This is a genomic window from Virgibacillus sp., assembly GCF_013393565.1.
Classification (GTDB): Bacteria; Bacillota; Bacilli; order Bacillales; family Amphibacillaceae; genus Virgibacillus; species Virgibacillus dokdonensis.
This window is the reverse complement of the sequence record NZ_JABXHF010000077.1, coordinates 1-18,172: the sequence shown is the minus strand read 5'-3', so window position 1 is coordinate 18,172 and position 18,172 is coordinate 1. Positions and strand designations below refer to the sequence as shown.

Genomic DNA, 18,172 nt, shown 5'->3' with positions numbered 1-18,172 from the left:
CTTCTTTCTTCTTTAAGCATTTCTAGCACGATCTTTGATTTGAATTGTGATGTATAACTTTTTCTTTTACCCATAAATCTACTTTAACATCTCCTTATTTCGTGTCTAGATTTATGGGTCCATTATAGTGTCAGATATCACAACTTAAGGTGCATTAACTGCTGTACCTATTTTTATCCAATGAAGAATTGATTTAAAATACAAAGAAAAAAGAACTGTTAGGACTATCATAGGTGTGCTTAAGGCGCGCCTACTACTTTACTCTTTAAACGAACATACTTTCTATTAACTGGGGGGTTATGGGTTGTACACGCACCTTGAAGATTACATATATGAACTATATACATCAATTGGAATTGAAATTCCTGTTAACTTAGACAAACAAATAATAGCTAAGAAATTAGGTGTAGAAATAATTTACGAAGAAGATAAGCTATTTAGATTTGACAACGAAATAAGTTTAATCAGAAGCGATGTGAGGCAAGAGTGGATGGATTTTGGTCATGAAATTGGTCACTATCTAAGACATTGTGGATGTCAGTTGAATATGCATCGTTTGTTTATAGATCTACAGGAATGGCAAGCGAACAACTTTGCTTATCATTTTTGCGTACCGACATTTATGCTGGATAAGTTATACAACTATACAATATATGACATTATGCAGCTATTTAACGTTGATTACGACTTTGCTTATAAGAGATTAGAGATGTATACAAATAAATTTTACTCTGGAGGTTCTATGAAATGGACATATCAATTGAATTAGAAAGGATTATTGCAATTTATTTTAATGGACACAATTACATAGTTGATGGAGTGGAATTATCTAGAGAGGAATCCCGATTAATAGCTTACTCTCTTATTCACACACTTCAGTTGATGGAAATGATAGTAAAAGGAAAATAAATAATAAGGAGAAATATAAATGAAGGGACATATCGAAAAACGCGGCAATAAATATTCTTTTGTCATTGATATTGGAAGAGATCCTGTTACTAAAAAACGTAAACAAAAAAGAGTATCTAGCTTCACTAGTGAAAAGAAAGCTCGTGCGGCAATGAATGAAATGATAGTGGAATTAAATCGCGGCGGATATGTTGAACCTACTACAGAAACATTAGGAGATTATTTAGACAATTGGCTGGAGCATAAAAGGAAAAGAGTTGTACACAGCACATATTTACACTATAAAGGGAATATCAATAATCACATTAAGCCTGCAATTGGAGACATCCGAGTTCATGAATTAAATGCCAGACAAGTACAACGGTTCTATGACTCTTTATTAGATAACAAATTATCAGAACGATCTGTGCATCATATCCATCGTATTTTATCAAATGCCTTAGATTATGGTGCAAAACTAGGCGATATAAATAAAAATGTAGCTAAAGCTGCAGAACCAGCAAGAGTTCGAAAAAAAGAAATGGAATACTGGCCTATAGAATCATTATCTAAATTTATTAACGATACAAGAAACGAAAAATTTTTTATTGCTTGGTATATAGCTTCATTTACAGGTATGCGGCAAGGTGAAGTATTAGGGCTTAAATGGGATTGCATAGACTTCTCTAATAAAAGGATATATGTGAAAAGATCTTTAAAGCGTTCAGAAGAAAATAATTATCATATTGCTGATCTGAAAAATAATTCAAGTTACCGTTCTATTTCAATATCTGATTCGGATGTATTTGAATTAAAAAAACATCTTAATGAACAGAAACGAATTAAGATGAATGCAGGTGACTCCTATATAGATAATAATTTAGTTGTAGCCACTGGCATAGGAACTCATGTATTACCTTCTAATCTTGGTAGAGCGTTTCGAAGAGCCATAAAACGATCAAAGGTAAATAAAATAAGGTTTCATGATTTACGACATACTCATGCTTCTATGCTATTTGCGTTAGGTGTCCATCCTAAAATCGTACAAGAACGTCTTGGACATTCATCTATACAAGTTACGCTAGATACTTATTCTCATATGCTCCCTAATATGCAGGAAGCAGTCGCAGAAAGTTTAGAATCCGCATTTAAAAACCAACAAGAAAACAAGAACGTTAGTTCTGATTTCATGAGTGATGTGACCAATCCGTGACCAATTTTAAAAATGACAACCGATAAACCTACGCCCCCGGCAGGATTCGAACCTGCGACACACGGTTTAGGAAACCGATGCTCTATCCCCTGAGCTACGGGGGCAAGTAAAAAATATAAACAATAAATTAAACTTCATAGTGCCAAATCTCATTTTTTGATCCAGCACTATCTATTATACAAAATTCCTCCACACTTGAAAAGTACTACGTCCCTTCACAGAGTGTACATGGTTTCTACATAATGAGTATGATAAAATAGTGTACATCTGTTTTCTTACTAGATTGGAGGAAAAAACAATGGCACACGTACCATTTATCGCTATTGAAGGACCAATTGGTATAGGGAAAACCTCCCTTGCTGAAAAATTGTCCGCCCATTTTCAATTTCAGTTGCTAAAAGAAATCGTTGAAGAAAATCCATTTCTAGGAAAATTTTACGAAAATATTGAGGAGTGGAGTTTTCAAACAGAAATGTTCTTTTTATGCAATCGATTTAAGCAACTAGAAGACATTGACAAACAATACTTACGCAACGGAAAATCTGTCGTTGCTGATTATCATATATCAAAAAACATGATTTTTGCCAAGCGTACTTTACCCGAAGATAAATTCGATAAATACGAGAAAATTTATCATATTTTAACAGCAGATATGCCTGTACCGAATATGATGATTTATTTGCATGCAAGTTTAGATACCATTTTAGAACGCATCCGAAAACGTGGCAGGGAAATGGAACAAAACATACAAGCACCTTACTTGGAACAGATTGCAGCGGATTATGAAGACTTTATGAATCAATTTGAAAAACTGCACCCAAATATTCCAGTTATTCGTATTGATGGAGACAAGGTAGATTTTATTTGTTATCAACAACATTTAGATCAGATTATGGAACAAGTGTCCATGAATTTGAAGCAACTGAACTGCAAATAAAGAAGAAATGGAAATAGAAGGAGAATTACACCAATGAACGCAAGAGAAAAATATCACATCCCTCATGATAGCATTATTACGATCGCAGGTACGGTCGGGGTCGGAAAGTCAACGATGACAAACGCTCTAGCAAAAGCATTAAACTTTAAAACATCGTACGAAAAAGTAGATACAAATCCATATTTAGAAAAGTTTTATGGTGATTTTGAAAGATGGAGTTTTCATCTACAAATTTATTTTTTAGCAGAACGGTTTAAAGAACAGAAAAAAATCTTTGAATATGGGGGTGGCTTTATTCAAGACCGCTCTATCTATGAAGATACAGGCATTTTTGCAAAAATGCATTACGATAATGGAACAATGTCCAAAACTGATTATGAAACTTACACGAACTTATTTGAAGCAATGGTCATGACCCCGTATTTCCCACATCCTGACCTACTTATTTATTTAGAAGGTTCATTCGAAGCGATTATTGAAAGAATTCATGAACGTGGACGGGAAATGGAAAAGAACACGGATATTTCCTATTGGAAAGAATTGTATTATCGTTATCAAGAATGGATTAATAACTTCAACGCTTGCCCTATCCTGCGAATCGATATAGCTGATTATGACTTGATGAAAAAAGAAAACTCAATTGAACCTATTCTAGAGCGTGTCGGCCATTTTATCCAGCAATCTCGTCGTTGGAAATCTCGTGACCGTGTATAAAATAATTTTTCTATCCGTGGGGGGAGTTTCCCCACGGATTGTTTGCACTATTGGGATGAAAATATTATAAAAAACGTTACAGCTTGTATCGAGAGCCACCATCTTCTATGTAAAGCGTCTACAGGTACGTTTTTTATAAAGTGAATTTTCAATCAGTAGAGGGGGTTTTTTCACCCTCACTGATCGTTAAGTGAACCAACTGGAGATTTAGGTACTGTTATCTCCCACTTAGACTTGTTCTTGAAGTGGGAGTACTTACAGCACCTTATATGACAAAATACTTTTCTATCCCAACTAAAAGCTAATATTTCTTGTTCATTCTCCTAATTCAATAGAACGATCTCTTGCTGCATAAATACATTTGCTTATTACTTGTTGAAAATCTTGTTGTGCTAAAGTTTGGATCCCTGCTTTTGTTGTACCTGCTGGACTTGTTATTTTCTTGCGTAATTCTGCTGCCGTTTCATTTGTTTCATGCAACATGTTTCCAGCACCTAGCACTGTCTGATGAATTAACTGTTTAGCTGTCTCTGGATTCATGCCGGATTCAATAGCTGTTTGCTCCATTGCTTCGACAAGATAATAAATATACGCCGGTCCACTTCCAGAAATCCCTGTCACCAGATGCATTTCTTTTTCTTCCACTTGAACGGTTGTTCCAATCGTATCGAACAATTCTTTCGCTATGCTCATATGCTCTTCTAAAGCGTGCGTTCCAGTACATAAAGCAGTAGCTGAAAAACCGATGGAAGCAGAAGTATTAGGCATCGCTCTAACAACAGGGGTAGATATGCCAATCCACTGCTCTATCTTTTCCGTTGATATTCCTGCTGTAACTGAAACAATCAAATGCCTCTCTTCTATATATGGTTGAATGGAAGCAAGTGCTTCTTTCATATCACACGGCTTTGTAGCCAATACAATGACATCTGACCATTCTATTAGTTGTTGTTTATCACGCATACTGTCTATGTGATACTTTTGCTTTAAATCAGCTATTCGTTGGTGATTCATTCGATTTGTTATCATAATGTGCTGTTTATCGATAATGGTTGATTCAATTAAGCCAGAAATAATTGCTTCGGCCATAGAACCAGCACCAATAAATGCAAGGTTTTTATCCATCGTAGTAACAACCTCCTTGTTAAAATCATTTTTAGAAAAACTTAGCTTCTCGCTAAGTCTCTATACCATAAACCTTTTAAAAACAAAAAACTCTCTCCATCCTAAATAAGGACGAAAAGAGTTTTCCGCGGTACCACCTATATTGGCATGAGTCCCATGCCCAGCTTTTCTTGTTAACACAGTTTTTAACTGCGGTCAGGTTTATTCTAACAGCTCAGTAGGTAGGTTCATATCAGCCGTCTACGTGTGGGGTCTTTCAGCCGGTGAACCCCATTCTCTGTCGTCCGTACATGATACAATTGGCCTCGTCATCGCTTTTTTATTTTTATTTTATTAATTATGTACTATATGCATAAAACAAATCATTGTCAAGTTCAAACAATTAAAAACGTACTTACATCAAAAAAATCGCTACAATGTAACGATTTTTTTATCTCCAAAATTTTATGCGCTAATTTTAAAAATGGAGGAGGTAGAGGGATTCGAACCCCCGCGGGCTGTTACACCCCTGTCGGTTTTCAAGACCGATCCCTTCAGCCAGACTTGGGTATACCTCCGTGGCGACAAGATATAATATACCATGTTCTTAACATACTTGTCAATTCCTAATTACTATTTTTTTATTTACTAACATAGATATATATTTCTCAAAGGTTGGCACAGAATTATGCATAAAGCTGTGCCAAGACCTTGCTATACCTCTTTTACAACCGTACCTGCATACCTGTCATGCGGAAGTACAGCTCCAGCTTCTCCTTCAAAGGAATGTCGGTTAATAATGTATTGTAAGTTACTTAACGTGTCACGATAAGCCATTCGTTTAAAAAGTTGTATCGGTGTCAACTCAAAACCTGTTTTGCTTCGTAATTCTAGCCCCATCAATTTATAACCCACCGTTTGTCTACATTGCTTTAGTTGTATGTACTCGAGCGACCACATGACAACGGTTGGGGTTACTACAGTATGAATAAACTCATTCTTTACTTTTTTCCGTAAAACGTATTCAACCCCCACAGTTACAGCGGTAGAAATTGCTACATCAATAAAAAGAGCCTTCATCCTTTGTTTGGTTAACGACTTCATTTCATCCCCTCCTATGTTCGTCTAGCTGTTATACGCACAAGAAGCATGAAAGTTTCCTGAAAATGTAGAAAAACAAAATTAATATCCTGCTTTAAAGAGAATATTTAGCAGAGATAGAAGGTGCTGTAACCTCAGGAATTGGTAGGTGTCTAAGTGAAAATAACAGCTACTACATCCCCATTTCTTCTAGAAACTTTTAGGTAATATCTTACATACTAAGAAAGTAGGGGATAAAAGAACCACCCACTAATTACCGCAACATCAATCAAAATTATTTCTCCGTTTTATAAAGAAATTCCTTCCTTACCCTGTCAAGAGCTGTCTCATCCGTTAACAATTTTAGCGCTGTAAATGCCACTGCTTTTGCTCCAACAATTAATGCTTCATCTGCTTGCTTTGACTTGGCAGCTTCTCGAAACGAAACAGTATGACCAATTAAACTACTCGAGCCAATTTTAATATGCGGATGAATTGTTGGAACTACTTGGCTTATATTCCCTGCATCTGTCGAACCTAAAGCTTGCGAATAACGTTCAAGTACTGTCTCTCCGAATTGCTCTATTTCCGTTTTAAAAATATCATCTAGACTCTCATTGATAATAAAATTATCCACTTCATTTTGAAATGGAGATACTTTTACTTTGGCTCCTGTTGTTAAAGCAGCACCCTCTGCAATTGCTTTTACTCGCTCCGTAACTTGATTCAAACCTTCCCTTGTTCTTGCACGAATGAAAAATCGAGCTTTCGCATAATCAGGTACAACGTTAGGAGCGTCACCGCCATCTGTAATAATGCCATGTATCCGTACATCGTTTGAAACATGTTGACGTAAAGCATTGATGCCATTAAACAATTGAATAACCCCATCTAACGCATTAATTCCTTGATCTGGATGCGCAGAAGCATGAGCAGTTTTACCAAAAAATTCAAAGTCGAGCGGATCTACTGCCAATGTAGGACCTGTCAGCCGTGTATCTGCACCAGGATGAAGCATAAGGGCTGCATCAATGCTTTCTGTAATTTTAGCTTTAACAAAGCTGCCTTTTGCACTGCCATTCGGTCCACCTTCTTCAGCAGGCGTTCCAAAGACTACTACTTCACCACCTACTTCATCGATTACTTGACTTAAACCAATGGCAGCACCAACACTTAACGTACCAATGATATTATGACCACATGCATGACCGATCTCTGGTAAAGCATCATATTCCGCTAAAAACGCAATTCTCCTTCCGTCCAAAGCACTTTTCTTTCTAGCGATAAACGCAGTAGCATGCCCTGCCACATCCAATTGAACATCAAAGCCATTTTCCACTAAAATATCTGTTAATGTTTTAGCAGCATATGTTTCTTGATTTCCAATTTCAGGATGAGCATGGATATCATGACTAATCTGAATATATCTTTCCTTATTAGCCGCTATATTTTTTGCTATTTCCTGTTTCCAAATCGTTGTCGTTTCTGTAGTAAACGTCATTATTATCACCTCATTTTAAATTTAGTAGCCAATTTCACTTAATGGCACAAAAGTTGGAATAGAATTTCCGTCACGTTCTTTTTCAATAAATTTAGCTACATCTTCAGTTTGGTAAATCTCTGCCAGCTTCGTCAATACTTGATCATCTTTATTCTTTTCCTGAACAGCAATAATGTTAATATAGGCTGTAGCTGTTTCATCCTCATGATATATAGCATCTTTCAATGGACTTAATCCTGCGTCTACGGCTATTCCATTGTTTATAATTGAAGCATCCACATCAGGAAGGACTCTTGGCGTTTGCCCAGCAACAAGTAATTCAAATTGCAGATTTCTTGGGTTGTCAATGATTTTATCTAAAGCACCATTGCCATCGAAGTCTTCCGCTAATTTAATCAAACCTGCGTCCTGTAATAATAATAAACCTCTTCCCATATTGGTAGCTTCTTTTGCTAAAGCAATCGTCCCTCCTTTAGGTATGTCCTCTGTGGTACCATGTTTTTCCGAATATAACCCCATTGGAGCAATGACCGTCGTGGCAATTGGTGTTAAATCTAAATCATGTTCTTTTATAAACGCATCAAAATAAGAAACCGTTTGGAATGCATTTGCATCAATCTCTCCTTCTGCTAAAGCCAAATTAGGTTGCACATAATCGGAGAAACGAACAATTTCTACGTTTATCCCTTCATCCTTAGCTTTTTCCGCTACATAATCCCAAATCGTCGTATCAGAACCGCTAATACCAACTTTCACCGTGGAACTAGCTTCACTGCTAGAACAAGCGCTAATAATAATTAATGGAATGAATAGGAAAAATAAAGCTGCTAATCTTTTCATAAAAAACTCTCCTCGTATATATTTTCAGGCGTTTTTTACTCATCCACCTGTTTTCATTCTTACTACGTATTCCTCTAAGCATATCCTACCACGTTCCCAGTAAACCTTATTATCTTCGTCGCACTCGTCTGGCTAGGTAGTTTCCGAGGGACTGTAATCCTTGTACCATGATGATAAGGATCCCTACAGTAAGGAACATCACGACCGTGTCAAAACGCTGGTAGCCATATGTAATAGCTAAATCACCAAGGCCTCCTCCACCAACTGCTCCAGCCATTGCAGAAGCTCCTACTAAACCAATTGTTGCAATCGTTATGCCTAGTAATAACGAACTTCGTGCTTCTGGTAAAAGAAAACGAGTCATAATCTGCCATGGCGTTGCCCCCATTGCTTGTGCTGCTTCTATAACCCCTGGGTCAACTTCCAGTAAAGAGTTTTCTATTAATCTAGCAATATAAGGGCCAGCAAATAATATCATTGGTACAATTGCAGCAGCTGTTCCAATCGAAGTTCCAACAATCAGCCTTGTGAATGGAATAACGGCTACCATCAAAATAATAAATGGAATAGAACGAAATATATTTATTCCTGTGTTTAATATAGTGAAAATAATTTTATTTTCCCAAAGATGCCCCTTTCTCGATACGACTAATAAAACACCTAATACAAGTCCGATAAGAAAAGAGAAAATTAATGATACGCCGACCATGACGACCGTTTCCCATAAAGCTTGTAAGAGTTGTTCTTGATCAACTAACATCTGCTAACACTTCCTTTACAGTAACCTTTTGTTGATGAATATGTAGCAAAGCTCGTTTCATCTCCTTCTCTGTACCTGAAAATTGAACGATGAAATTGCCAAAAGGAATCCCTTGTATTTCTGTAATGCTGCCATACAGTATATTGACATCTACGGTATACGTTTTAGCAACTTGTGATAATAAAGGCTCGCCTGCACTATTACCGACAAACACAATGCGATATATATGCCGGTCTTCTCGCTGTTCACGAAGTAACGCATAAATCGACTCCGGTATATGGTCATTCATCACAGAACTTACAAACTTAGCAGCAATCGCTGTTTTTGGTTTTGAAAATACTTGAAATACACTGCCCGACTCCACTATTTTTCCTTGATCTAAAACACCAACCCGATCACAAATCGCTTTGATGGCACCCATCTCATGCGTAATCATTAAAATCGTCACTCCATATGCCTGATTTACCTGTTTTAACAGTTGAAAAATAGATTTTGTTGTTTCTGGGTCAAGTGCAGATGTTGCCTCATCACATAAAAGCACTTTCGGATTCGTAACTAAAGCACGAGCTATCCCTACGCGTTGTTTTTGCCCTCCAGATAGCTGATCGGGGTAACTGTTTGCTTTATCTTCTAAACCAACAAAAGCGAGTAACTCTAATACTCTTTTTCTCACTTCCTCTTTAGGACGTTTTGCCACTAGTAGAGGCATCGCTACATTCGTAAACACTGTTTTTGAATGTAAAAGATTAAAATGTTGAAAAATCATACCGATATTCCGTTTTGCTTCACGTACTTCTTTTGCAGTTAATTGTAAGAGATCCTTTCCATCTATGATTACTCTTCCAGATGACGGACGTTCTAAAGCATTCACACAGCGTATGAGCGAGCTTTTTCCTGCACCACTAAATCCAATCACACCATATATTTCTCCTTTTTTTACCTGTAAATCCACGTTGTGCAATGCTTTAACAGATTCACCTTTTCCTTCATACACTTTCGTTACCTGATCAAATATAATCATTGAACCAATCCACCATTCTTTTTCACTTAAAATCGCTTTGTATGGCAATTGTTCCATGTGAAACAATTGCCATGGATCTAGCTTTTCCAAAAATAACAAAGATGTTCTTATACTATAAACCTTTAAACTTTTATGCTTTCCTATAGTATAAAAAATACCCCTTCCATAAGAAGAGGTATTTTTTATACATATCCTCTTCTTATCTTTCAAACTACTTGTTTGCTGGATTTGGCACAGTACTCATATGAGTCCGCTGCCGAGGCTTCTATGGGCCAGTCCCTCCACCTCTCTAGATAAGAAGTATGTTATTTTTTGGCGGTAACACCACCGTTTTGCTTAAGTTATAAACTCTGAAAATTCCACCCTTTCCTATTGCGTAAAAAGAAATCCCTCCTTATACGAAATAAGAAGGGATTTCCAATCTATTGGTTTCCGCTTCTTATTTTTCAAGCATGCTTGCTTGTTGGATTTAGCACAGTACTACTTACGAGTCCGCTGCCGAGGCTTCTAAGGGCCAATTCCCTCCACCTCTCTTAATAAGAAGAAATATTATATTTATTTTTGATCAAGATATTGTGTTATATCATACTACGGTTTCCTTTACTTGTCAAACAGATTTTTAGAAAAAATGGGCTATCGCCAAGCCTTTATTGCGATAAAAATTTTATCCGCGGATGTTTCCTGTTATCTTTCAGACTATGTTCCTTTTAAAAAAAAGATGCATGAACCGTTGTTCCAGCCTTCGTCAATAAGCCCAAAATGCGACTTTGCTCTTCTATTTACCATTTGACTCACAGTAAATGTTTGAATTGGCTTATTGAATGACCTTTTTTCCTCCCATATATGGACGCAATGCTTTTGGAATAACAACCGTTCCATCCTCTTGCTGGTAATTTTCCAAAATAGCTGCAACAGTTCGACCAATAGCCAATCCAGAGCCGTTTAATGTATGCACAAATTCTGGTTTTGCTTTTGCTTCTCTACGAAAACGGATATTGGCACGTCTTGCCTGGAAGTCTTCAAAATTAGAGCAAGAAGAAATTTCCCGATACGTATGCTGACTAGGGATCCATACTTCGATATCGTACTTCTTAGCTGCTGTAAAGCCTAAATCTCCTGTACACATACTCATCACACGATAAGGAAGCTCTAATAACTGTAATATTTTCTCTGCATGATTTGTTAACACTTCCAATGTTTCATAGGAATCTTCAGGTTTAACAAAATGGACAAGCTCGACTTTATTAAATTGATGCTGACGAATCAGACCTCTTGTGTCTCTTCCAGCAGATCCTGCTTCAGAACGAAAGCAGCTACTAAATGCAGCAAATTTTTTCGGTAAATCATCTATCTTTAAAATATCATCACGATAATAATTTGTTACTGGCACTTCTGCAGTCGGAGCTAAATAATAATCCCATTCTTCTAGTTTAAAGGCGTCTTCTGCAAATTTTGGTAATTGCCCTGTCCCAGTCATACTAGTTCGATTCACAATTTGTGGTGGCAACATTTCTTCATAGCCATGTTCATCCACATGGAAATCTAACATCAGGTTCCATAATGCACGCTCTAATCTTGCACCAAGTCCTTTATAAAAGACAAACCTACTCCCAGTCACTTTGCCAGCTCGTTCAAAGTCAACGATGTCTAAGTCTGTTGCTACATCCCAGTGAGGCTTTGGTTCATAGGAAAATGGCGTCTTCTCTCCCCAACTCCGCACCTCGACATTATCATCTTCATCTTCACCAATTGGTACACTTTCATGAGGAATATTAGGAATAGACAACATGATTTGCTCTAAATGTTCATTAATTTGCTTTAATTCGCTATCCAACTCAGCAATTTGGTCGCCTACTTCTCTCATTTCTTTAATCGCAGGCTCAGCATCTTGCTTTTCTCGCTTTAGTACAGAGATTTGTTTCGATACTTCATTTCGCTTCGCTTTTAACTGCTCTGTCTCGGAAATTAGTTGACGACGCTTTTCATCTAACTCGCCAAAATGATCCAGTTCTGATAAGTCCTCACCACGATGCGCTAATTTTTGTTTTACTTCTTGGAAATGGTGACGTAAAAATTTCAAATCTAACATTTGAGTTCCTCCTTATATGATTTAAATTAAAATGGATCCCTTATTTAAGAAGAAATTAGCTTGTCGCCAATTTCTTATGGCAGAAGAGCGCTAAATTGTTTTATACTATAGACCCTTTCTTTCTATAAGTGTAAAACACGTTTTAACAATACGAGCCATTTTTCACCTAAAACTTTAAATACAAAAAACTCCCGTCCCTATGAATAGGGACGGGAGTTTTACCCGCGTTGCCACCCTGATTGAAGAACGCAACAAAGCACACTCTTCCAGCTTAAACGTGATAACGGCACATATCCGGGTTTATTTACTCTATCGTTCGATAAACCAGCTCAAGGATGGATTCATAGTTGTTTTACATCGATTTGCACCACCCATCGACTCTCTACTGAAAAACAAACTACTACTATTTCCTGTCAAAACTGTTATTGTCTTGTTTATTATCTTCTATGATAACCGATTTTTCATATATAATCAACTACAACCAACATAACAATTTATGATTTATTGGTAGCTGTCAAATGAATAAAGTAAGAAATTAACCTATGGTCATCCGTTAATTCAGGATGAAAGGCTGTAGCAATAAATGGGCCTTGACGAACAGCAACAATATGCTCGTCATACGTAGCTAGAATTTCAACATTCTTTCCGACTTCCACTACGTATGGAGCGCGGATAAACACTGCACGAAAACCTTCTGCAATACCAGCTACATCCAATTCTGCCTCAAAACTGGCCACTTGACGTCCAAATGCATTTCTAGCGACAGTCATATCAATCAGACCTAGATGCCCTTCTGCTTGTCCTACAATCGATTTTGCCATGATAATTAAGCCAGCACAAGTACCGAAAATAGGTTTACCTTTGTCTGCGAAATTTTGAATCGCTGTAAAAATTCCATAACTATCCATTAACCGTCTGATAGTTGTACTTTCACCACCAGGCAAAATTAACCCATCGATTTCTTCTAGCTGTTCTTTTCTTTTTATTTCTACAGCATTAGCCCCACATGCATGAATGGCACGGATATGTTCGCGTACCGCCCCCTGTAGTGCGAGGACTCCAATTGTTGTCATAAAACATGCCTTCTTTCTTACTCGCTACGATCTTGCATTCGGTCATGAGCTTCAATTGTAGCCATATCTAGCCCTTTCATCGCATCGCCAAGATCTTTGGAAAGTTCTGCAATTAGTTTATAGTCTTGATAATGTGTCGTTGCTTCCACGATAGCTTTGGCGAATTTAGCCGGATTTGCTGATTTAAATATACCAGAACCAACAAATACACCATCAGCTCCTAATTCCATCATTAGTGCTGCATCGCTTGGCGTAGCAATACCACCTGCTGCAAAATTAACTACAGGCAAGCGACCCTCTTCACGAATCTGCAATAATAATTCAAATGGCGCACCAATTTCTTTTGCATATGTCATAACTTCATCACGGGACATAGCAGACACCATGCGAATTTCCGATTGTACTTGGCGCATATGACGCACAGCTTCAACGATATTTCCTGTACCAGGCTCTCCTTTTGTCCGTAGCATCGAAGCGCCTTCGCCTATACGACGAGCTGCTTCCCCAAGATTACGGCAACCACAAACAAACGGTACCGTATAATCAGATTTATTAATATGATAAATATCATCGGCAGGAGTTAAGACTTCACTTTCATCAATATAGTCTACACCCATCGCTTCTAAAACACGTGCTTCTGTAATATGTCCAATTCGAGCTTTGGCCATCACTGGAATGGATACAGCTCCAAGTACTTCTTCTGTAATTGTCGGATCTGCCATCCGAGCTACGCCACCAGCAGCTCGAATATCCGAAGGAACACGTTCAAGTGCCATAACAGCTACTGCACCTGCTTCTTCAGCGATTTTAGCTTGTTCTGCATTGACAACATCCATAATGACGCCGCCTTTTTGCATTTCTGCCATACCTCGTTTTACACGTTCTGTACCTATATTTGACAAAGCAACCGCCCCCTAATCTCATTCTTATTTCGTATTCTTCATAAAAGTATTACTATACACAATGCTGACTATGCTTAAAACAAACCTTTAATCCAGTCTACCACTGTATTAAATAAATCAACAAAGAAATCACCTATTGCTCCTATTGTTAACATAAACCAATTCGATTTCTCCACACTAGTGTCAGTTACAACATCTACTGTACTATTACTATCCTTGGTAATATACCCATAATCATTATCAGCTTTATACATAATTTGAGCTGTCCCTATTTTTTCACCTTTTTTAATAGGTGCTGTTAGCTCGCCGTCTTTATTTAACTTTTCTTGATCCAGTGTATACGTTATTTTATACAAATCTTTTTCATCTGGTTTGATTGGCAAAGATACAGATTCAGCAAGTGATATGCTTACATCATCTTTCTTTCCTTTATTAACCGGAATGCTAGATTTATCTTCCAATTGATACCCGGCAGGGAAAATTTCTGTATTCTCAAATTTTTGAAAGCCGTAATCTAGTAATTTAGCAGTTTGCTCAAAACGCTTTGCTTCGCTTTTCGTTTTCATGACAACAGAAATTAAACGGCGATCTCCCTTTTTTGCAGTTCCAGTAAAGGTATAGCCGGCTAAATCGGTGAAACCAGTTTTTAAACCGTCAACACCTTCATAATAAAATTCTTCAAAATTAGTTTTATCATGCTGGAGCATCCAATTTAAATTACGAAGCTCCTTGCCATCAAATTTCACGGTCGGCTTGCTTGATATTTCTAAAGCCTTTGGAAAATCATGAATAAGATGGTAAGCTAATAAAGCTGCAGACTTCGCAGAGAGATAGTTCACTCCATTGGGATCTGTCCCTTTTGGATGGTTGTCCCCTAATGATTCATTTTCAATTCCAGTTGAATTGACAAATTCAAAATCTGGCAGACCCATCTCTTCTCCCTTTTTATTCATTAATTTGACGAATTCTCCTTCTGAACCGGCAATAAGTTCTGCAAGGGCAATGGTAGCTGCATTATCCGAATTAATCGCCATTGCATGATAAAGATCTTTTACCTTATAATCCTTCGCTTGCTTTAATCCGATTCCGGAGAAAGTTGAATCTGCGGAAATGCTGTATGGGTAGTCGCTAATCTGTGTTGTTGTATCCCAGCTGATTTGACCTTTTTCAACAGCTTCCCATACTAAGTACTCTGTCATCATTTTGGTCATACTAGCTGGAGGAAACAATTTATCCGCATTTTTAGCAAATAAAATTTTCCCTGTATTTGCATCTACCAAGATAGCAGATTCTGCTTCAAGATCTACTTCTGAAGCTTGCGCAGATAATGGCTGTATTGCGATAGAAAATGCCATTATAACGGTTGCCAGAAAAATAAAGAAACTTTTTCTCATAACATGTTTCACTTTCTTGTACCCCCAACTGTAGTTTAACCTTTTCCTTCCTATGTATGTCCAAAACGTTTGCTAGCCATTAATTTTATCAGTAGTTTTCTCTTTTTTAAACATACATAGAAAAATAACGTACACCTTTTTCGTGCACTTAGTTATTTTACCATATAAAAAGATAAAAAAATAGATGGGGATGTATCCCACATCTACTTTTTGTACTATAAGGAATGATTGAGTATAAGCGAGACTTAGAAATATCCAAATTTTTCTAATCTATTACATCTTAAACGATATAATTTGGAGCCTCTTTCGTAATTTGTACATCATGTGGATGGCTTTCCCTTAAGCCAGCATTCGTAATTCGAATAAATTTTCCGTCCTGGCGCAATGCTTCAATGGATGCGGTACCGCAATATCCCATGCCAGCACGTAGCCCTCCTACTAATTGATGAATCGTATCTGCTAAAGGACCCTTATATGCTACACGGCCTTCAATTCCTTCTGGCACAAGCTTCTTCGTCTCAGATTCCTCCTGGAAGTAACGATCCTTAGAACCTGCTTTCATCGCCCCAACTGAACCCATGCCTCGATACACTTTATACTGTCTACCTTGGTAGATTTCTGTTTCTCCTGGGCTTTCCGTAACACCTGCAAACATACTTCCGAGCATAACAGCATGCGCGCCTGCTGCTAGTGCTTTGACAATATCCCCAGAGAATTTAATACCACCATCTGCAATAACAGGTACGCCATATGGTGCAGCAGCTTTTGCACAATCATATACAGCTGTAATTTGTGGAACGCCAACCCCTGCAACTACTCTAGTCGTACAAATCGATCCAGGACCAATTCCAACCTTAACAATGGAAGCACCTGCTTCTATTAATGCTTTTGTTGCTTCCGCCGTCGCAACGTTTCCAGCTACAATATCTAAATCAGGATAAATTTTTCGTACTGCTTTTACTTGGTCAATGACGCCATTCGAATGGCCATGAGCAGTATCAATGACAATAACATCTACACCGGCTTCTACAAGCTTTTCAATTCGTTTCATCGCATCACCAGTAACACCCACAGCTGCTCCTACGAGTAACCTTCCTTGAGTATCTTTGGCTGCTTTAGGAAATTCGATCACTTTTTCAATATCTTTAATTGTAATAAGCCCTTTTAAAGTTTGTTTATCATCTACTAGTGGAAGCTTTTCAATTTTATATTGCTGCAATATTTTCTCTGCTTCTTCTAGTGTTGTACCAACAGGTGCAGTTACGAGCTGTTCCTTCGTCATCACATCAGAAATAGCTATGGAATAGTCTTGAATAAAGCGCAAATCACGATTTGTTAAAATACCGACTAGCTTTTGTTCCTCAACATTATTTACAATAGGTACGCCAGAAATGCGAAATTTCCCCATAAGATGTTCTGCATCATATACTTGATGTTCTGGTGTCAAAAAGAATGGATTGGTAATTACGCCACTTTCTGAACGTTTTACACGATCTACCTGCTCTGCCTGTTCTTCGATGGACATATTTTTATGAATAATTCCAATACCACCTTGACGAGCCATCGCAATTGCTAAACTTGCTTCTGTTACCGTGTCCATCCCTGCACTCATCAATGGTGTATTTAATGTAATTTTATCCGTTAACGTTGTACTTACATCTACATCCTTCGGTAACACCTCGGACTTCGCTGGCACTAGCAAAACATCATCAAAAGTTAAACCGTCTTTTACAAACTTATCTTCACGCATTCATTATCCTCCTTTTTTAATTTAGCAATGGAAAGCAATTCCTGTTGTAACCATTTTGTGGCTATATGCAAACTTACATGTATGGTTAATCCGTACTGAGATAAACTAAAATAAGATCTATTTTTATATACAATACGCCAATGGATTAGCTTTTTCAACCCGATTTTAAAGGAAATAAAAAGTAAATGGATTCAAAATTTTTGCATAGTTAGAAGGTGTGTATATGCTTCGTGAAGATATTTTTTTAACTTATTTACAATCGCAGCAGACGGCTCAATCCTACTTACACCATTGCTATGTAAAAAATAATGTAGTCGATGCAGAAGTGAATAGTTATCATAATTGCAACGCTTTTCTCTATTATATGGATCATGGAAAGCGTTTCTTTGAACAAGGGAGAAAGACAGAACCATTTATGCAGCCGATCCTTTATTTTTACGGCATGGTTCACCTTATTAAAGCTTGTTTGTTAACAAAGCGTCCTCATTATCCAGAATCAACAAATTTATTAGCACATGGTGTAACTGCAAGAAAAAAGAAGAAGAAAAATTATCATTTTCTAAACGATGAAGTAAAGGTACAGCATAATGGACTCTTTCCATACTTTTCAGAGCATTTATTTGCGCTAGAAACCCCGTTTGAAAAACGGAGTATGCAAAAATTACTCGCGCTCATTCCCGAAATGCAACCTGTTTTCCAGTTAGATCAGAATCCGCATTTGGCAGCTGTAGGAAGAATATCATCACCACTGTTAGAATTTCCAGTTCATTTGTTAGATAGCTATCACTTAACTGAAGCGGCTTTTATAAAGCGAATTCAAGCATACGTACCTCCTATTAAATATACAGATACGGATAAGCAAAAGATTCGAATGGAGGTAGAGGAACCTATTTTAGAGCCTTGTGG

The 18,172-nt window shown here is 37.4% G+C and carries 17 protein-coding genes, 2 tRNA genes, 2 riboswitches and 1 other annotated feature; of the genes, 6 read left to right on the top strand and 13 right to left on the bottom strand.

The features are described 5' to 3' along the window. The first annotated feature begins 304 nt into the window (after positions 1 to 304). The 3 genes from HLX49_RS14425 to HLX49_RS14415 are packed head-to-tail and all read left to right on the top strand — an operon-like array spanning position 305 to position 2,101. Positions 305 to 769, top strand: a complete 465-nt coding sequence (locus tag HLX49_RS14425) for an ImmA/IrrE family metallo-endopeptidase (protein WP_244527736.1) — start codon at positions 305 to 307, stop codon at positions 767 to 769. Continuing rightward, positions 748 to 909 carry a hypothetical protein gene (locus HLX49_RS14420; protein ID WP_212590775.1) on the top strand — a complete coding sequence of 54 codons (162 nt, stop codon included), beginning with the start codon at positions 748 to 750 and terminating at the stop codon, positions 907 to 909. The genes HLX49_RS14425 and HLX49_RS14420 overlap by 22 nt, the downstream gene beginning before the upstream one ends. Positions 910 to 928: 19 nt before the next feature. Then, positions 929 to 2,101, top strand: coding sequence for a site-specific integrase (locus HLX49_RS14415; protein WP_296362735.1), 1,173 nt, complete (start codon positions 929 to 931; stop codon positions 2,099 to 2,101). Positions 2,102 to 2,132: 31 nt separating this feature from the next. On the opposite strand, the gene HLX49_RS14410 is transcribed toward HLX49_RS14415, so the two are convergent. Beyond that, positions 2,133 to 2,205, bottom strand: a tRNA-Arg gene (locus HLX49_RS14410). Positions 2,206 to 2,399: 194 nt separating this feature from the next. Between HLX49_RS14410 and HLX49_RS14405 the strand changes: the two genes are divergently transcribed. Then, positions 2,400 to 3,038 (top strand): deoxynucleoside kinase, encoded by a 639-nt coding sequence (locus HLX49_RS14405; protein WP_296362734.1) that lies wholly within the window; start codon positions 2,400 to 2,402, stop codon positions 3,036 to 3,038. Between the two features lie 33 nt (positions 3,039 to 3,071). Next, positions 3,072 to 3,752, top strand: a complete 681-nt coding sequence (locus tag HLX49_RS14400) for a deoxynucleoside kinase (RefSeq protein WP_077702105.1) — start codon at positions 3,072 to 3,074, stop codon at positions 3,750 to 3,752. Between the two features lie 315 nt (positions 3,753 to 4,067). On the opposite strand, the gene proC is transcribed toward HLX49_RS14400, so the two are convergent. The 12 genes from proC to guaB form a co-directional block, all read right to left on the bottom strand. Continuing rightward, positions 4,068 to 4,877, bottom strand: coding sequence for a pyrroline-5-carboxylate reductase (proC, locus tag HLX49_RS14395; RefSeq protein ID WP_101933098.1), 810 nt, complete (start codon positions 4,875 to 4,877; stop codon positions 4,068 to 4,070). A 464-nt stretch (positions 4,878 to 5,341) separates the two neighbouring features. Continuing rightward, a tRNA-Ser gene (locus HLX49_RS14390) sits at positions 5,342 to 5,434 on the bottom strand. Between the two features lie 136 nt (positions 5,435 to 5,570). Next, positions 5,571 to 5,960, bottom strand: a complete 390-nt coding sequence (locus HLX49_RS14385) for an RDD family protein (protein WP_101933099.1) — start codon at positions 5,958 to 5,960, stop codon at positions 5,571 to 5,573. A gap of 271 nt (positions 5,961 to 6,231) precedes the next feature. After that, positions 6,232 to 7,437, bottom strand: coding sequence for a M20 family metallopeptidase (locus tag HLX49_RS14380; protein ID WP_101933100.1), 1,206 nt, complete (start codon positions 7,435 to 7,437; stop codon positions 6,232 to 6,234). Between the two features lie 21 nt (positions 7,438 to 7,458). Next, on the bottom strand, positions 7,459 to 8,277 hold the full coding sequence (locus HLX49_RS14375; protein ID WP_101933101.1) for a MetQ/NlpA family ABC transporter substrate-binding protein: 819 nt from the start codon (positions 8,275 to 8,277) through the stop codon (positions 7,459 to 7,461). A gap of 109 nt (positions 8,278 to 8,386) precedes the next feature. Then, entirely contained in the window at positions 8,387 to 9,037 is a 651-nt protein-coding gene (locus HLX49_RS14370; RefSeq protein WP_077702100.1) for a methionine ABC transporter permease, read from the bottom strand. Then, positions 9,027 to 10,058, bottom strand: coding sequence for a methionine ABC transporter ATP-binding protein (locus tag HLX49_RS14365; RefSeq protein ID WP_296362739.1), 1,032 nt, complete (start codon positions 10,056 to 10,058; stop codon positions 9,027 to 9,029). The genes HLX49_RS14370 and HLX49_RS14365 overlap by 11 nt, the downstream gene beginning before the upstream one ends. A gap of 196 nt (positions 10,059 to 10,254) precedes the next feature. Next, positions 10,255 to 10,358: riboswitch (SAM riboswitch) on the bottom strand. Between the two features lie 136 nt (positions 10,359 to 10,494). Next, positions 10,495 to 10,601, bottom strand: a riboswitch (SAM riboswitch). Positions 10,602 to 10,872: 271 nt separating this feature from the next. Next, positions 10,873 to 12,147, bottom strand: coding sequence for a serine--tRNA ligase (gene serS / locus HLX49_RS14360; protein ID WP_101933103.1), 1,275 nt, complete (start codon positions 12,145 to 12,147; stop codon positions 10,873 to 10,875). A 202-nt stretch (positions 12,148 to 12,349) separates the two neighbouring features. Beyond that, positions 12,350 to 12,573 (bottom strand) — a binding site (T-box leader). Positions 12,574 to 12,641: 68 nt separating this feature from the next. Further along, complete coding sequence (gene pdxT, locus HLX49_RS14355; protein WP_077702098.1) at positions 12,642 to 13,220, bottom strand: pyridoxal 5'-phosphate synthase glutaminase subunit PdxT; 579 nt, start codon at positions 13,218 to 13,220, stop codon at positions 12,642 to 12,644. A gap of 17 nt (positions 13,221 to 13,237) precedes the next feature. Continuing rightward, a complete protein-coding gene (gene pdxS, locus HLX49_RS14350; RefSeq protein WP_077702097.1) occupies positions 13,238 to 14,122 on the bottom strand; it encodes a pyridoxal 5'-phosphate synthase lyase subunit PdxS in 885 nt (294 codons plus the stop codon). A 74-nt stretch (positions 14,123 to 14,196) separates the two neighbouring features. Beyond that, complete coding sequence (locus HLX49_RS14345; RefSeq protein ID WP_296362733.1) at positions 14,197 to 15,528, bottom strand: serine hydrolase; 1,332 nt, start codon at positions 15,526 to 15,528, stop codon at positions 14,197 to 14,199. 268 nt (positions 15,529 to 15,796) lie between these two features. Further along, on the bottom strand, positions 15,797 to 17,266 hold the full coding sequence (guaB, locus tag HLX49_RS14340) for an IMP dehydrogenase (RefSeq protein ID WP_296362732.1): 1,470 nt from the start codon (positions 17,264 to 17,266) through the stop codon (positions 15,797 to 15,799). 223 nt (positions 17,267 to 17,489) lie between these two features. Here guaB and HLX49_RS14335 point away from each other — a divergent pair. Then, positions 17,490 to 18,172: YaaC family protein (locus HLX49_RS14335; RefSeq protein WP_296362731.1), on the top strand; the 683-nt coding region annotated here is incomplete at its 3' end.

Coding starts and splice junctions, on each gene's coding strand:
- HLX49_RS14385 (WP_101933099.1), bottom strand. CDS start 5,960: ATGAAGTCGTTAACCAAACAAAGGATGAAGGCTCTTTTTATTGATGTA.
- proC (WP_101933098.1), bottom strand. CDS start 4,877: ATGGATAAAAACCTTGCATTTATTGGTGCTGGTTCTATGGCCGAAGCA.
- HLX49_RS14405 (WP_296362734.1), top strand. CDS start 2,400: ATGGCACACGTACCATTTATCGCTATTGAAGGACCAATTGGTATAGGG.
- HLX49_RS14370 (WP_077702100.1), bottom strand. CDS start 9,037: ATGTTAGTTGATCAAGAACAACTCTTACAAGCTTTATGGGAAACGGTC.
- HLX49_RS14400 (WP_077702105.1), top strand. CDS start 3,072: ATGAACGCAAGAGAAAAATATCACATCCCTCATGATAGCATTATTACG.
- HLX49_RS14380 (WP_101933100.1), bottom strand. CDS start 7,437: ATGACGTTTACTACAGAAACGACAACGATTTGGAAACAGGAAATAGCA.
- HLX49_RS14415 (WP_296362735.1), top strand. CDS start 929: ATGAAGGGACATATCGAAAAACGCGGCAATAAATATTCTTTTGTCATT.
- HLX49_RS14420 (WP_212590775.1), top strand. CDS start 748: ATGGACATATCAATTGAATTAGAAAGGATTATTGCAATTTATTTTAAT.
- HLX49_RS14365 (WP_296362739.1), bottom strand. CDS start 10,058: ATGATTATATTTGATCAGGTAACGAAAGTGTATGAAGGAAAAGGTGAA.
- guaB (WP_296362732.1), bottom strand. CDS start 17,266: ATGCGTGAAGATAAGTTTGTAAAAGACGGTTTAACTTTTGATGATGTT.
- HLX49_RS14375 (WP_101933101.1), bottom strand. CDS start 8,277: ATGAAAAGATTAGCAGCTTTATTTTTCCTATTCATTCCATTAATTATT.
- pdxT (WP_077702098.1), bottom strand. CDS start 13,220: ATGACAACAATTGGAGTCCTCGCACTACAGGGGGCGGTACGCGAACAT.
- serS (WP_101933103.1), bottom strand. CDS start 12,147: ATGTTAGATTTGAAATTTTTACGTCACCATTTCCAAGAAGTAAAACAA.